Annotated in this window: 12 protein-coding genes, 1 rRNA gene and 1 pseudogene; 2 read left to right on the forward strand and 12 right to left on the reverse strand. The window is 72.3% G+C overall.

All coding sequences use genetic code 11. From position 1 onward, the window contains the following. Positions 1-70: 70 nt before the first annotated feature. The 5 genes from V4Y04_RS06965 to V4Y04_RS37690 all read right to left on the reverse strand — a co-directional run bounded on the left by V4Y04_RS06965 (position 71) and on the right by V4Y04_RS37690 (position 5906). On the reverse strand, positions 71-1207 hold the full coding sequence (locus V4Y04_RS06965; protein ID WP_332426417.1) for a glycosyltransferase family 4 protein: 1137 nt from the start codon (positions 1205-1207) through the stop codon (positions 71-73). Positions 1208-1481: 274 nt separating this feature from the next. Then, the gene (gene recN, locus V4Y04_RS06970) at positions 1482-3200 is read right to left on the reverse strand and encodes a DNA repair protein RecN (RefSeq protein WP_332432735.1); all 1719 of its coding nucleotides are present in this window, start codon (positions 3198-3200) and stop codon (positions 1482-1484) included. 534 nt (positions 3201-3734) lie between these two features. Continuing rightward, complete coding sequence (locus V4Y04_RS06975; protein WP_332426418.1) at positions 3735-4640, reverse strand: NAD kinase; 906 nt, start codon at positions 4638-4640, stop codon at positions 3735-3737. Further along, positions 4637-5452: a TlyA family RNA methyltransferase gene (locus tag V4Y04_RS06980; RefSeq protein ID WP_332426419.1), complete on the reverse strand. Its 816-nt coding sequence runs from the start codon at positions 5450-5452 to the stop codon at positions 4637-4639. Before V4Y04_RS06980 ends, V4Y04_RS06975 begins: the two co-directional genes overlap by 4 nt. Before the next feature lie 7 nt (positions 5453-5459). Next, positions 5460-5906 (reverse strand): hypothetical protein, encoded by a 447-nt coding sequence (locus V4Y04_RS37690; protein ID WP_443079967.1) that lies wholly within the window; start codon positions 5904-5906, stop codon positions 5460-5462. Positions 5907-5948: 42 nt separating this feature from the next. Between V4Y04_RS37690 and V4Y04_RS06990 the strand changes: the two genes are divergently transcribed. Continuing rightward, the gene (locus V4Y04_RS06990; RefSeq protein ID WP_332426420.1) at positions 5949-6296 is read left to right on the forward strand and encodes a sterol-binding protein; all 348 of its coding nucleotides are present in this window, start codon (positions 5949-5951) and stop codon (positions 6294-6296) included. On the opposite strand, the gene V4Y04_RS06995 is transcribed toward V4Y04_RS06990, so the two are convergent. From V4Y04_RS06995 to V4Y04_RS07010, 4 genes are all read right to left on the reverse strand, one after another. Further along, entirely contained in the window at positions 6280-7287 is a 1008-nt protein-coding gene (locus V4Y04_RS06995) for an ABC transporter ATP-binding protein (protein WP_332426421.1), read from the reverse strand. The two genes, V4Y04_RS06990 and V4Y04_RS06995, sit on opposite strands and share 17 nt — an antisense overlap. Next, positions 7284-8321, reverse strand: a complete 1038-nt coding sequence (locus V4Y04_RS07000) for a FecCD family ABC transporter permease (RefSeq protein WP_332426422.1) — start codon at positions 8319-8321, stop codon at positions 7284-7286. The genes V4Y04_RS06995 and V4Y04_RS07000 overlap by 4 nt, the downstream gene beginning before the upstream one ends. Further along, complete coding sequence (locus V4Y04_RS07005) at positions 8318-9364, reverse strand: FecCD family ABC transporter permease (protein ID WP_332426423.1); 1047 nt, start codon at positions 9362-9364, stop codon at positions 8318-8320. The genes V4Y04_RS07000 and V4Y04_RS07005 overlap by 4 nt, the downstream gene beginning before the upstream one ends. 126 nt (positions 9365-9490) lie before the next feature. Further along, positions 9491-10522, reverse strand: a complete 1032-nt coding sequence (locus V4Y04_RS07010; RefSeq protein ID WP_332426424.1) for an HAD hydrolase-like protein — start codon at positions 10520-10522, stop codon at positions 9491-9493. A 71-nt stretch (positions 10523-10593) separates the two neighbouring features. On the opposite strand from V4Y04_RS07010, the gene V4Y04_RS07015 reads away from it, so the two are divergent. Further along, positions 10594-11886 (forward strand): DUF1015 domain-containing protein, encoded by a 1293-nt coding sequence (locus V4Y04_RS07015; protein ID WP_332426425.1) that lies wholly within the window; start codon positions 10594-10596, stop codon positions 11884-11886. A 113-nt stretch (positions 11887-11999) separates the two neighbouring features. Here V4Y04_RS07015 and V4Y04_RS07020 read toward each other — a convergent pair whose 3' ends face one another. The 3 genes and pseudogenes from V4Y04_RS07020 to rrf all read right to left on the reverse strand — a co-directional run bounded on the left by V4Y04_RS07020 (position 12000) and on the right by rrf (position 14587). Continuing rightward, positions 12000-12824, reverse strand: coding sequence for a tetratricopeptide repeat protein (locus tag V4Y04_RS07020; protein WP_332432737.1), 825 nt, complete (start codon positions 12822-12824; stop codon positions 12000-12002). A 615-nt stretch (positions 12825-13439) separates the two neighbouring features. Then, a pseudogene (locus V4Y04_RS37695) lies at positions 13440-14330 on the reverse strand (hypothetical protein); the annotation flags it as partial. Between the two features lie 140 nt (positions 14331-14470). Further along, positions 14471-14587, reverse strand: a 5S ribosomal RNA gene (gene rrf, locus V4Y04_RS07030). Positions 14588-14638: the final 51 nt, after the last annotated feature.

Here is a 14638-nt window from a genome sequence, read left to right on the forward strand (position 1 = left end):
GCCGGAAGCGGTGGGAGAGCCGCGGCCGGACCGGTCCCGCGCAGAAGGCGGCGCGTTCGGTCCGGCGGTCTCAGCTCAGGGGCCGGGGCCGCGTCAACTCGTCGTAGACGCTGAGGACCTGGGCCACCGCTTCGTCCTCCGTCGGCCATCCGGCCGCCTGTCGGGCTCCCCTGGTCCTGAGTTCGTCCCGGCGCCCGGGGTCGCCGAGCAGCCGTACGACGGCGTCGGCGAGGGCCCGCGCGTTGCGGTACGGGACGAGTTCGGCGGCGTCGCCGACCAGTTCGGGGATGCCGCCGGTGCCGGCCGCGACGAGCGGCACGCGCGCGTGGAGGGCCTGCTGGGCGAGGACGGAGCGCCCCTCCCACCGGCTCGGCAGTAGCGCGAGGTCGGCGGCCTCCAGCAGGTCGGTGATGTCGTCGCGCCGTCCGACGAGCCGGACCGGCAGGTCCTCGTCCGTGATCCGGCGCTGGAGTTCACCGCGCAGCGGCCCCTCCCCCGCGACGGCGACCAGCGGCTGGGGATCGAGGCGGCGCCATCCGTGCGTGGCGTCGAGCAGGGTGTGGTGGCCGCGATGCCGTTCGAGGGCACCGACGGCGATCAGTAACGGGCGGCCGATGGCGCCGAGTTCGGCCAGGGTTTTGGGCCGCGACCCGTCCGGGTCCTCCGTCTTCGGGGCCGAGCGCAGCCCGGGGAGGACGGCGGCCGCCAGCCTCGCGTCCCGCGCTCCGGTCCGGCGTGCCCGGTCGACCAGGGCGGAGGTGGTCCCGAGCACCACGGTGGCCGCCTTGACGACCCGCCGTTCCATCAGCCGCAGGACGTGCGCGCGGGCGCCTTCGGCGTGCGCCCGGTCGTGCCAGGTGACGATCAGCGGAGTGCGCCGCCCGCCGAGGGCGAGCACGGTCCGGAAAGAGGCGTGCAGGCCGTGCGCGTGCACCAGGTCGGCGTCCGCGCACGCCGCCCGCAGCGCGGCCACCGAGCCGGGGTCGCTGCTGCGCGGCACGTGCACATGGTCGGCGCCGACGCCCGTGAAGTCGTAGGCGTGCTCCGCCTCGATGGGGGCGCACACCGTGACCCGCACGCCCCGCGCGACGAGCCCCGCAGCCAGGGAGCGCACGTGGGCGCTGGTCGCGGCGGTGCCGCCGCCCAGCACCTGCACGGTGCGCAGCGGCGTCTGGCCGTGCGGTGAGTGGCTGCTCACGGGGGTCACGTGGCCGAGCTCCTGGTTCGGGTCGGGTGGTCCCGAGGAACGTACAGAAGGACCGTGCGGAGAGGATGGACCACACGGTCTCCTACGCGTGCTCGGTCAAGCATGCCAGGAAGCAAGGGAATTCCGGCAACGACCGGAGCCGCCGCCCGCAGCGGAGTGGACGGAAACGCCACCCGTACGAGTGACGAAGTACCTCCTGTCGGCCGACACCTCGGTGGACGGCCGGCCGACCTCCGGCTCCGTCAGCCGTCCACGCGGGGCTGTCAGCCGTCCCTCAGCCGTCCGCCCGTGCCGTCGCCAGGAGTTCCTCCGCGTGGGCGCGGGCCGTCTCGGAGTCCTCCTGGCCGGCCAGCATCCGCGACAGTTCCCGGATCCGGTCCTCCCCCTCGAGCACCTTCACCCCGGACCGGGTGACCGTGCCGTCGTTCGTCTTCGACACCAGCAACTGACGGTCAGCGAAGGCGGCCACCTGCGGCAGATGGGTGACGACCACGACCTGGGCGCTCTTCGCCAGCTTGGCGAGCCGCCTCCCGATCTCGACGGCCGCCTTGCCGCCGACACCGGCGTCGACCTCGTCGAACAGATAGGTCGGCACCGGGTCCGTTCCGGCGAACACGACCTCCACGGCCAGCATCACGCGCGACAGTTCACCGCCGGACGCGCCCTTGGCGATGGGCCGGGGCGGTGCTCCGGGGTGCGGGGCGAGCAGCAGTTCGACCTCGTCGACGCCCGACGGCCCGTGGGCGACCGTGCGCCCGCCGACCTCCACGCCGTCCGGGTCCTCCGTCTGCCGGATGTCGAACGACACGCGCGCATGCGGCATGGCGAGGGAGGCGAGCTCCGCGGTGACGGCGGCCGCGAAGCGTTCCGCGGCCTCGGTGCGGGCCTGGGAGAGGGTGTGCGCCAGCCCGCCCAGTTCGGCACGCAGGCGGTCGCGTTCGGCGGTGAGTTCCTCGATCCGCTCGTCGTCGCCGTCCAGGTCGGTGAGGCGCTCGGCGCTCTCCTCGGCCCAGGCCAGCACGGCGGAGATGTCCTGGCCGTACTTGCGGGTGAGCCCGGTGAGCGCGGACCGGCGTTCCTCGACCGCCGCCAGCCGCAGTGGATCGGCGTCCAGATCGTCGGCGTACCCGGCGAGGTCCCCGGCGACGTCACGCAGCAGGATGCCGACCTCGCCGATCCGGTCGGTGAGCGCGGCCAGCTCCGGATCGTGCGCCCGGACGGCCTCCAGGGCCCGCTGGGCGCCCGCGACGAGCGTTCCCGCGTCGACGCTCTCGAGGTCCTCCGGGTTTCCGGCGAGAGCGGCGTGCGCGAGGGACGCGGCGGACGCCAGGGCCTCGGCGTGCCCGAGCCGGTCGGCCTCCTCCGCCAGTTCCACGTCCTCACCGGCGCGGGGTTCCACACCGGCGATCTCGTCGAGCCCGAAGCGCAGCATGTCGGCCTCCTGGGCCCGTTCACGCGCGCGGGTGGTGAGCTCCTCGAGTTCCGTGGCGACGGCCCGCAGCCGCTTGTACGCCCCCGTGTACTCGGCGAGCGGCCCGGCGACCGCGTCGCCCGCGTACCGGTCGAGCGCCTGCCGCTGCCGGGACTGTTTGAGGAGCCCCTGCTGGTCGGTCTGCCCGTGCACCGCCACCAGGTCGTCGGCGATCTCGGCGAGGAGCCCCACGGGCACGCTCCGCCCGCCCAGGTGGGCCCGGGAACGCCCCTCGGCGGAAACGGTACGGCTGATCAGCAGCGCCCCGTCGTCGAGCTCGGCCCCGGCCTCTCCCGCGCGCGTGGCGGCCGCGGCGCCCTCGGGCACGGCGATCCGCCCCTCGACGACCGCGCTTCTGGCACCGATCCGCACCAGGGCCGCGTCCGCCCTTCCCCCCAGCAGCAGCCCGAGACTGGTGACCACCATGGTCTTGCCCGCGCCCGTCTCACCGGTGACTGCGGTGAAGCCGGGTGAAAGCTCGACCACGGCGTCGTCGATGACTCCGAGCGACCGTATCCGCATCTCCTCCAACACGTCCCAGACCTTACGAGGTTTTCCTCGCGCCGTGCGACGCCGCCCCCCGCCCGGACGAAAACACCGCAGGTCGTCACCCGTGAGCGGGACCCCGTTCACCGGCGGGTCCCAGTGCCCCGGTACGGGCGCGGGCGGAGGCCGGGCGGAGGCCGGGCGGAGAGGAATCCGCGTGCGGGGGCCTGTCCGGCGGATCATTCCGGAGACGTGGGGTCCCGGAACGCCCTCCCCCAAGCTCTTCGAGCAGGGGGGACCCCCAGCCGCGTTGTCGTCGGTTACCGACTCCCCCACGCTCGGCTGCGCTCGAGCGGGAGGAACCCCCATACGCGGGAGGTGCCCCCATCGCCCTCGCTCGACCCGGCCGGACAGACGCCGCCGGTCACCTCCGACACGATCCGCCGGACCGACCCTGGAAAGCCGCTGAAGATCTCACTCAGGCCGCCCGGTTCATGCCGATTGCCAGTAAATGCCAATCGGTATGAACCGGCGCAGGACGGGCGTGATTTCAAGGTCTTCAGGACGCTTCTAGCGCGGTGCTCCCCGCCACCCCGCGACCGGCAGTGCGAACTTCGCCACCAGCCGGTCCGTGAACGAGGCGTGATGCAGCCGGGCCAGCCGGACCGGGACGGCGCCGCGCCGGACCTCCACCCGCGCGCCGGCCGGTAGTTCCACGGTCCGGCGCCCGTCGCACCACAGCACGCCGGGCGGGACGTGCGGCAGCATCTCCACCGCGAGCACCGAGTCCGGCGAGGTCACCAGCGGCTTGGCGAACAGGGCGTGCGCGCTGATCGGCACCATCAGCAGCGCCTCGACCTCGGGCCACACCACGGGCCCGCCGGCGGAGAACGCGTACGCGGTCGATCCGGTCGGGGTGGCGCACACGATGCCGTCGCAGCCGAACCCGGTCACCGGACGCCCGTCGATCTCCAGCACGACCTCCAGCATCCGCTCGGCGGACACCTTCTGCACGGCCGCCTCGTTCAGCGCCCAGTCCGTGTGCACGATGGTGCCGTTCTGGTGCACGACGACGTCGACGGTCATCCGTTCCTCGACCTCGTACGCCTTGCTCACCACCCGGTCGACGACCTTGTCGAGGTCGTCCCGCTCGGCCTCGGCGAGGAAGCCGACGCTGCCGAGATTCACGCCGAGCATCGGCACGCCCGAGGCGCGGGCGAACTCGGCGCCGCGCAGCAGGGTGCCGTCGCCGCCCAGCACGATCAGCAGTTCGCAGCCGTCGAGGCACTCGGGGGTGGCCTCACTGACGGTCTCCACCTCGTCCGGCAGCGGCAGGTCCCGTGCCTCGGTCTCCAGCACCCGCACCCCGATTCCGGAGTGCAGCAGCCCTTTGACCACGAGTTCCGCACTGCGGATGGCCGCCGGACGGCCGGTGTGGGCGAGCAGGAAAACAGTACGAACTCGGTTCGTTGTCAACGGGGCCCCTCCGCCACTGCACGGTCGACGTCGGCCGGGTTCAGCTCCAAAGCTCCCGCCCTCAGCCACAGAAAGTATTCGACATTCCCCGAGGGTCCGGGCAGCGGACTCGCGGTCACGCCCTTCGCCCCCAGTCCCAGCGCCCAGGCCTTGGCGGCCACTCCCCGCACGGCCTCGGCGCGCAACTGCGGGCTGCGTACGACGCCGCCGCTGCCCAGCCGCTCCTTGCCCACCTCGAACTGCGGCTTGACCATCATCACCAGATCGGCGTCCGGCCGCACGCACCGTGTCAGGGCGGGCAGGACCAGCCCGAGCGGGATGAAGGACAGATCCCCCACGACAAGATCCACAGGCTCCCCATCGATTGCTTCAAGCGTCAACTCGCGTACGTTCGTACGGTCCTTGACGGTGACGCGTTCATCGTTGCGGAGAGACCAGGCGAGTTGTCCGTATCCGACGTCCACGGCGATCACGTGCGCGGCCCCCGCGCGGAGCAGGACGTCGGTGAAACCCCCGGTCGAGGCGCCGGCGTCCAGCGCCCGCCGCCCCTGGACGACCAGCCCCTGCGGCACGAACGCCTCGAACGCGCCGGCGAGCTTGTGGCCACCGCGCGACACGTAGTCCGGGTCGCCGGCGTTCTCCGCGACGAGGATCGCGGCGGCGGTCTCCACCTGGGTGGCGGGCTTGGTCGCGACGGTCTTGCCGACGCTGACCCGCCCCGCGGCGATCAGCTGCCCGGCGTGCTCACGCGACCGGGCGAGCTTCCGGCGGACCAGCTCCGCGTCCAGACGGCGGCGTGCGACTCCTGCCACGTTCGGTTCAGCTCCCCTGTCGGTGGGTCGGATCGGACTCGTGGCCCGAAGCGCCTCCGTGAGCGGCGGTGATCGGGCGACGGGTGGGACCCGGAGGTCCCGGGTGGGCGTCGAGCGCGGTGAGCGCGTCGCGCAGCCCCCGGTGCACATCTTCGTACACCTCGACATGGCCGTCCGTGGCGAGGTGGTCGGCGTCGGCCAGCCGCTCCACCCGCGCGTCCACCTCGGCGTTGCCGGTGGGGGTGCGGGGCACGTTCAGGGGCGCGGGGGCGGCGGGCGCGTACTCGGGCACGGTCCGGGGTGTGGTGTCCTCGGCCGGTGGTGCGGCGTCCTCCGGTTGCGGCTCGGAGCTCCCGGGCCGCGAGGATCCGGGGTACGCGGCCGGTGGCCCGGTGCGCTCCGCCTGCGGGAGCGGCTGCTGCGCGCTCCCCGGCTGGGGTACTGCGTCGTTCATGCCCCGACGCTATCGCGAACCGCTGGGGTACCGTCATCCGCGATGGCCACGATCGAGGAATGCCGTGCCGCACTCGGCAGACTGTCCGACTCCATGCAGCGTGCCGAGGGCGACGTCGGCGCGGCCGCGGCGATGGACCGCTCGGTCAGCTGCCATGTCACCGACCTGGATGTGACCTTCGCCGGCCGGCTCACCGGCGGGCGGATCGAGGTGCGCGAGACCCTCGAGGGCCCTCCGCGTGAGCGGGCGCAGCTCAGGCTCGCCATGCGGGGGGACGACCTGCTGGCCCTGGTCGACGGCGAACTGCACTTCGCCAGGGCATGGGGGTCGGGCCGGGTGAAGCTGGAGGCAGGTCTGCGCGACCTGCTCCACCTCAGGAAGCTTCTCTAGCTCCCACCTTCGCCGTGTTCTGCTTGCCCATAGCCTGCTCGACCGTCGCCTGCTCGACCGTCGCCTGCTTGTCCGTCGCCTGCTCGACCGTCGCCTGCTTTGCCGCGGTCGCGGTCCGCTTCCTGCGGGCGGCCGGCACGATCAGGGGCGTACCCGTCTCGGGGTCGTCGATCACCTGGCAGCTCAGACCGAAGACCTGCTCGACCAGATCTGCGGTGACGATCTCCTTCGGAGCGCCCTGCGCGATGACCTTCCCTTCGCGCAGGGCGATGAGGTGGGTGGCGTACCGGGCGGCGTGGTTGAGGTCGTGCAGGACGGCGACGAGGGTGCGGCCCTGTTCCTCGTGCAGTTCCGCGCACAGGTCCAGTACGTCGATCTGGTGCTGGATGTCCAGATAGGTCGTCGGCTCGTCGAGCAGCAGCAGCGGGGTCTCCTGGGCGAGTGCCATGGCGATCCACACGCGCTGCCGCTGCCCGCCGGAGAGTTCGTCGACATGGCGTTCGCCCAGGTCGGCGATGCCGGTCCGGGCCATCGACTCCTGGACGACCCTCTCGTCCTCGGTGGACCACTGGCGCAGGATGCCCTGGTGCGGATACCGGCCGCGCCCCACCAGGTCGGCGACGGTGATCCCGTCGGGCGCGATCGACGACTGGGGCAGCAGTCCGAGGGTGCGGGCGACCTTCTTCGCGGGCATCGACTGGATGACCTGACCGTCCAGCAGCACCCGCCCGTGGCTGGGCTTGAGCATTCGGGAAAGCGCCCGCAGGAGCGTCGACTTGCCGCAGGCGTTCGGGCCGACGATCACGGTGAAGGAGTTGTCCGGTATCTCCACCGACAGCCGCTCGGCGATGACACGCTGGTCGTAGGCGAGGGTGACGTCCTCGGCGGACAGTCGGTTCACGGTGCTCCTTCGGTTGTTCGGCCCACCGGTCCGCCGGTCGGCCGGTCCGTTGCTCGGTCCGCTGGCCGGTCCGCTGGTCGGTCGCTTCATATCCGGCCCGCCCTGCGTTCGGTGACCAGGAGCCACAGCAGGTAGACGCCGCCGAGCACGCCGGTGACCACGCCCACGGGCAACTGTCCGGCCCCGAAGGCCCGCTGCGAGATCCAGTCGGAACTCACCAGCAGGGCGGCCCCCATGCACATCGACGGCACCAGGTTCGGTCCGGGCGAACGGGTCAGACGCCGGGCGAGCTGCGGCGCGGTGAGCGCGACGAAGCCGACCGGCCCGGAGGCGGCCGTCGCCGCCGCGGTGAGCAGGACCGCGGACAGCATCAGCACCAGCCGTACGCGCTCGACCCGGACTCCGAGGGCGTAGGACACGTCGTCGCCCATCTCCATCATCCTGAGCCCACGGGAGTTGGCGAGGACCAGCGGTACGAGGACGGCGCACAACGCGAGCAGGGGCCAGACCTGGTCCCAGTCACGGCCGTCGAGGGAACCGGTCATCCACACGACCGCGCGGGCCGCGTCGATGATGTCGGACTTGGTGAGCAGATAGCCGTTGACGGCGGTGACGATCGCGGAGACACCGATACCGACCAGCACCAGCCGGTATCCGTGCACGCCCCGCTTCCAGGCGAGCACGTAGATGGCGAACCCGGTCGCCAGTCCGCCGACCAGCGCGCCGAGGGCGACCTGGTTGGCGCTCCCGGAGAACAGCACGATCATCACGAGCGCACCGGCCGTGGCGCCCTGCCCGAGGCCGAGGACGTCCGGACTGCCCAGCGGGTTGCGGGAGATGGACTGGAACAGCGCGCCGGCGAGACCGAGCGAGGCGCCGACGAGGAGTCCGACCAGGACCCGGGGCAGCCGTAGTTCGGTGACGATGAACTCCTGGCCGGGGTCACCCTCGCCCAGCAGTGTCCGGACCACGTCGGCGGCCGGTATCGGGAAGTCACCGGTGCCGATCAGCACCACGCTCGCGGTGAGCGCCACGAGCAGCAGCAGGGTGCCGACGACGAGAGTCCGCACGTCCACCCGGAGCGAGAGGCCGCCGGGGGTACGCACGGCACGGTTGGTCTTCACAGCTGGGCCGTCCTCCGCCGTCGTACGAGATAGATGAACACCGGGCCGCCGATGATCGCGGTGACGATGCCGACCTGGAGTTCGGCGGGCCGGGCCAGGACGCGGCCGATCACATCGGCGCCGAGCAGCAGTACGGGCGACAGGACGGCCGTGTACGGCAGGATCCAGCGCATGTCGGGTCCGGTGAACGAGCGCACCACGTGCGGCACCATCAGGCCGATGAAGGCGATCGGCCCGCAGGCGGCCGTCGCGGCCCCGCAGAGCAGGGTCGCGGCGAGCATGGCCAGCCCTCGTGTGCGGTTCAGGTTGGCGCCCAGGGCCTTGGCGGTGTCGTCGCCCATGGCCATGGCGTTCAGCGGCCGGGCCAGCAGCGGCATCAGGAGGAAGCCGGCCAGCAGGAACGGAAGTACCTGCTGGATGATCGAACCGTTCGCCGAGGACAGCGATCCGACCGTCCAGAAGCGCATCCTGCCCAGGGCGGCCTCGTCCAGGATCATGACCGCCTGGAGGTAGCCGAACAGCGCGGCGGTGATCGCGGTGCCGGCGAGGATCAGGCGCACCGGTGTGGCGCCCCGGCTGCCGCCCAGGAACCACACCAGTGCCCCGACCGCCGCCGCCCCGCAGAACGCGAACCACACGTAGCCGGACAGCGAGGTGACGCCGAAGAAGGTGATGGCCGTGACGACCGCCGCGGACGCGCCCGCGTTGATGCCGAGCAGTCCAGGATCGGCCAGCGGGTTACGGGTCAGCGCCTGGAGCACCGCTCCCGCCAGGCCGAGTGCGGCACCGGCGAGCACGCCGAGAACGGTCCGTGACAACCGGTCGGCGACGACGGCATCGCCGTAGGTGCCCGAATCCTCGAACAGGCCGTGCCAGACCTGCTGCAGGGACAGGTCCTTCGCCCCGATCGCGATACTCGCCAGGGCGACGAGCACCAGGATCACGGCGGAGAGGAACAGCCCCAGGACACGGAGCAGCGCCCGGCGGTTCGGATGCGCGGGGACGGTGTCCGCGCGCTGTTCGGGGGGACTCTCGACCAACACCCGGTTAGGTTAGCCTACCCTCCTATTCGATCACGATTCCTCGGATCCCCGGGGATCGGGGGATCGGGTACGGGGCGTTCGGATGCCGGGCGTTCGGATGCCGGGCGTTCGGATGCCGGGCGTCCCTCACAGTCCCAGCCGTGCCAGCGCCTTCCCGCCGTCCAGCCGGCACCCGCCGTCGCCCGCCGCCGTCCACGCCGCCGCGCACAATGCCCGCAGCCCGTCCAGAGCCGTACCCTCCCCGTCCAGCTCCAGGCGCTCACCGGCCGCCGTCGCCGTCCAGCCGTCGCACCGGAACCCGCCGCCGTCCGCCGCGACGACCTCCGGCTGCCCGGTGAGCATCCCGCGCAGATCGGCGTCGACGAAGGTCGGACGGTGCTGTGGCGGCGCGGCCAGCAGCTGCGCCCCGTCGGTCACGCCCGTGAGCACCAGCAGGGAGTCGACACCGCCGTTGAACGCGCCCTCGATGTCCGTGTCCAGCCGGTCGCCCACCACCAGCGGCCGCTCGGCGCCCGTCCGCAGAATGGTCTCCCGGTGCATCGGCGGCAGCGGCTTGCCCGCCACCTGCGGCTCGGCTCCCGTCGCGATCCGTACGACCTCCACCGCCGCCCCGTTCCCCGGCGCGATGCCCCGGCCGCTGGGGATCGTCAGATCCGTGTTGGACGCGAACCACGGCACCCCACGCGCGATCGCGTAACTCGCCTCCCCGAACCGCCCCCACGGGAAGTCGGGACCGCCGTACCCCTGCACCACCGCCGCCGGGTCGTCGTCCGCCGACTCCACGGGCGTCAGCCCGCGCTCGCTCAGCGCCACCCGCAGGCCCTCGCCACCGATCACCAGCACCCTGGCCCCCGGCGGCACCTGTTCGCTCACCAGCCGCGCGACCGCCTGCGCCGATGTGATCACATCGCCGGCCTCCGTCGGTATTCCCAGCTCCGTCAGATGCGCGGCGACGGTGTCCGGTGTGCGCAGGGCGTTGTTCGTCACGTACGCCAGGTGCATGCCCCCGGCGCCGGCCACGGCCAGCGACTCGACCGCGTGGACGATCGCCTTCCCACCCGCGTACACCACACCGTCGAGGTCCAGCAGCGCCGTGTCGTACGCCTCACTCAGGGCCTGCCCACTGCCCCCGGGCCTCGTCCTGACGCTTCGGCTCATTGTGCATCGCTCCTCGCTCGACGGCTTTCCCCGATCATCCCCCATGTCACCGGCACCCGTACGATGCCTGGATGAAGACTGCAGGTCCCTCGGAAGCGAAGGCGCGCCGAGGCCTGGAACTCACCCCGTTCCGAGGCCTTCGTTACGACCCCGACCGGGTCGGCAGCCTGGCCGCCGTGACATCCCCGCCGTACGACGTCGTCGTCCGCCCCGACGGTCTGCATCACCTGCAGTCCGCCGACCCGTACAACATCGTCCGGCTGATCCTGCCCGAGGCCGACACCTCCGAAGCCCGCAATGCCCAGGCCGCCGAGACCCTGAACCGCTGGCGGGCCGAGGGCGTCCTGACCACGGACCCCGAACCCGGTCTCTACGTCTATGAACAGCGCGACGGCGACGGTCTGCTGCAGCGCGGGATCATCGGCGCCCTGCGCGTGTCGGACCCCGACGAGCAGCTGGTCCTGCCGCACGAGGACGTCATGCCGCACATCGTCGCCGACCGCGCGGCTCTCATGCTGGCCGCCTCGGCGAACCTCGAGCCTCTGCTGCTGACCTACCCCGGCGACGGATCGGCAGCCGCCACCGCCGACCTGATCGAGCGCACGGCCAAGACGCCTCCCCTCCTCGCGACCACCACGGAGGACGGCTTCCACCACCGGCTGTGGTCCCTCACCGACCCCGAGGACCTGGCCACCGTACAGACCGACCTGGCCGGCCTGCAGGCGCTCATCGCCGACGGCCACCACCGCTGGGCGACCTACCGCCGCCTGCGCGCGCAGCACCCCTCCCCCAGCCCTTGGGACCACGGCCTGGTGCTCCTCGTCGACACGGCCCGCTACCCGCTGCGCGTCCGCGCCATCCACCGCCTGCTGCACGGCCTGCCCGTCACGGACGCGTTGGCGGCCCTCGACGGCCTGTTCCGGGTCCGCCGCGTCGACGCCGCGTTGCCGGAGGCCATGGAGGTGCTGGCCGAGGCGGCCGGTGCGGGCAACGCCTTCCTCCTGGCCGGCGACGGCGCCTTCCACCTCGTCGACCGCCCGGACCCGGATCTGCTGGCCCGCACGGTCCCCGCCGACCGCCCGGAAGCCTGGCGCACCCTGGACGCGACGGTCCTGCACTCCACGCTCCTGGAACAGGTGTGGCACGTCCCCGAGGACTCCCCGGCCCACATCGCCTACATCCACGACACGACCGCGACCGTCGAGAAGGCGGAACGCGACGGCGGTACGGCGGTGCTGATGCATCCGGTCCGCGAGGAGGTCGTCCGCGACCTCGCCCGCCAAGGTGTCACGATGCCCCGCAAGTCGACGTCCTTCGGCCCCAAGCCGGCCTCGGGGCTGGTGCTGCGCGCGTTCGACACGTGACGCGCCGCCGGTAACGTACGAAGGGGTGGGATCCCCGGTCACCGACCGGGGATCCCACCCCTTCGTACGTCCGGACGCACAGGCGCCGGGTGGCAGGCTTCAAGCCTCAGATGTCAGTCCTTGTCGACGTCGGTCTCGGCCTTGGCGGCGTCGGTCTCGGCCTTGTCCGCACCGCCGTTGTCCGGGTCCGTGCGCACGTCCTCGGTCTCGGCCTCGTCGGCCGAGGTGTCGGAAGCGGCGTCGACGTCCGCGTCGGCCTCGTCATGCACGTCGATGAACTCCACGCCGTCCATCTCGGCCAGCCGGTCCGAGGCGTCGGTGCTGCCGTCCCGGTCGGCCTCCACGGCCTTCGCGAACCACTCCCGGGCCTCGTCCGCCCGGTCGGCGGCGAGAAGCGCGTCGGCGTACGCGTACCGCAGCCGCGCGGTCCACGGCTGTACGGCGTGGGACGCCAGCTCGGAGCTCTGGAGCGTCACAATGGCGGCGTCCAGTTGCCCCATGTCGCGCCGCGCACCGGCCGCGACGAGCCGCATCTCGACCTGCCCGGCCTTGTCCAGCTTCTGCACCTCGGGGGCACCTGCCATGTCCAGCGCCTTCTCCGGCCGCCCGAGCCCACGCTCGCAGTCGGCCATGAGGGGCCACAGCTCCGTGGTGCCGGTCATCCTCCGCGCCGCCCGGAACTCGGCCAGCGCCTCGGAGTACTTCTGGTTGGCGTACGCGGCGAAGCCGGCGGCCTCCCGTACGGCGGCGACGCGCGACGCCAGCCGCAACGCCACCTTGGAGTAGCCGTACGCGCCCTCGGGGTCCTCGTCGATCAGCCGGGCGACCATCACCAGGTTCTTGGCAACATCCTCCGCGAGCGTCTTGGGCAGGCTCTGCAACTCCTGCCGTACGTCCTTGTCGATCTCCTCGCCCGTGACCTCCTCGGGGATCGGCAGCCGCTTGATGGGCTCCCGGTCCCGCTCCCGCTCCTCACGGAACCCGCCGCCACCATGCCGGTCATCGCGCCCACGGAACCCACCGGACCGCTCGCCCCGGTCGTCCCGGCCACGGAATCCGCCCCGGTCGCCGCCACGGCTGTCATCGCGACGGAAACCACCACGGTCTCCACCGCGGCTGTCGCCTCGACTTTCCTCCCGGCCACGGAACCCGCCCCGGTCACCACCGCGGCTGTCGCCCCGGCTGTCGTCCCGGCGGAAACCACCCCGCTCGCCGCCGCCCCGGTCGTCCCGGCCACGGAATCCGCCCCGGTCGCCGCCACGGCTGTCATCGCGACGGAAACCACCACGGTCACCACCGCGGCTGTCACCACGGCTGTCGTCCCGGCGGAACCCGCCCCGCTCGCCGCCACGGCTGTCACCGCGGCTGTCGTCCCGGCGGAACCCGCCCCGGTCACCACCGCGGCTGTCACCGCGGCTGTCACCACGGCTGTCGTCCCGGCGGAACCCGCCCCGGTCACCACCGCGGCTGTCACCGCGGCTGTCCTCGCGACGGAACCCGCCCCGCTCGCCGCCGCGGCTGTCACCACGGCTGTCCTCGCGACGGAACCCGCCACGGTCACCACCGCGGCTGTCACCACGGCTGTCCTCGCGACGGAACCCGCCCCGCTCGCCACCGCGGCTGTCACCACGGCTGTCGTCCCGGCGGAACCCGCCCCGGTCACCACCGCGGCTGTCACCACGGCTGTCCTCGCGACGGAACCCGCCCCGCTCGCCACCGCGGCTGTCGTCCCGGCGGAACCCGCCCCGGTCACCACCGCGGCTGTCACCACGGCTGTCGTCCCGGCGGAACCCGCCCCGCTCGCCGCCACGGCTGTCACCACGGCTGTCATCGCGACGGAAACCACCACGGTCACCACCGCGGCTGTCACCACGGCTGTCGTCCCGGCGGAACCCGCCCCGCTCGCCGCCACGGCTGTCACCACGGCTGTCATCGCGACGGAAACCACCACGGTCACCACCGCGGCTGTCACCACGGCTGTCGTCCCGGCGGAACCCGCCCCGCTCGCCGCCACGGCTGTCACCACGGCTGTCATCGCGACGGAAACCACCACGGTCACCACCGCGGCTGTCACCACGGCTGTCGTCCCGGCGGAACCCGCCCCGCTCGCCGCCACGGCTGTCACCACGGCTGTCATCGCGACGGAAACCACCACGGTCACCGCGGTCGTCACTGCGCCGGTCACCACGGTTGTCATCGCGGCGGAACCCGCCCCGCTCGCCACCGCGGCTGTCACCCCGGTTGTCGTCACGCCCGCGGAAACCGCCCCGCTCCGGCCGGCCGGCGCCTCGGTCGTCGCGCCGATCGTCCCGGCGGACCCCACGGTCGCGGTCGCTGGATCGACGCGGGTCGGCACCCCGCTGGCCGCCTCGGTCCGAACGGTCACCACTGTCCCGTCGCCGCTGGTCGCGCTCCGGTCGGTCGTCGGGAGAGTTGGTGGACATCGATGACTCCTGTCTTCGGTACCGCATTTCTTCGGTACCGCAAATATTCTCGCGCAGCCGAACATCCGGCGCGCTCCAGAAAATACAAAAGGACCCATGGTCCCAGCTGAACGCTGGGACCATGGGTCCTTCCAAAGATTGTTCGGCGGCGTCCTACTCTCCCACAGGGTCCCCCCTGCAGTACCATCGGCGCAATAAGGCTTAGCTTCCGGGTTCGGAATGTAACCGGGCGTTTCCCCTACGCTATGACCACCGAAACCCTAATGGTTTCGAGCGAACAAGCACACTTTTCTTTTATGTTCTGCTCA

This window comes from Streptomyces sp. P9-A2 (assembly GCF_036634175.1).
GTDB classification, from domain to species: Bacteria; Actinomycetota; Actinomycetes; order Streptomycetales; family Streptomycetaceae; genus Streptomyces; species Streptomyces pratens.

Bases quoted from the DNA above. Each gene is read 5' to 3' on its own strand.
- recN (WP_332432735.1), bottom strand. From the start codon at position 3,200: ATGCGGATACGGTCGCTCGGAGTCATCGACGACGCCGTGGTCGAGCTT.
- V4Y04_RS37690 (WP_443079967.1), bottom strand. From the start codon at position 5,906: ATGAACGACGCAGTACCCCAGCCGGGGAGCGCGCAGCAGCCGCTCCCG.
- V4Y04_RS06990 (WP_332426420.1), top strand. From the start codon at position 5,949: ATGGCCACGATCGAGGAATGCCGTGCCGCACTCGGCAGACTGTCCGAC.
- V4Y04_RS06995 (WP_332426421.1), bottom strand. From the start codon at position 7,287: ATGAAGCGACCGACCAGCGGACCGGCCAGCGGACCGAGCAACGGACCG.
- V4Y04_RS07010 (WP_332426424.1), bottom strand. From the start codon at position 10,522: ATGAGCCGAAGCGTCAGGACGAGGCCCGGGGGCAGTGGGCAGGCCCTG.
- V4Y04_RS07015 (WP_332426425.1), top strand. From the start codon at position 10,594: ATGAAGACTGCAGGTCCCTCGGAAGCGAAGGCGCGCCGAGGCCTGGAA.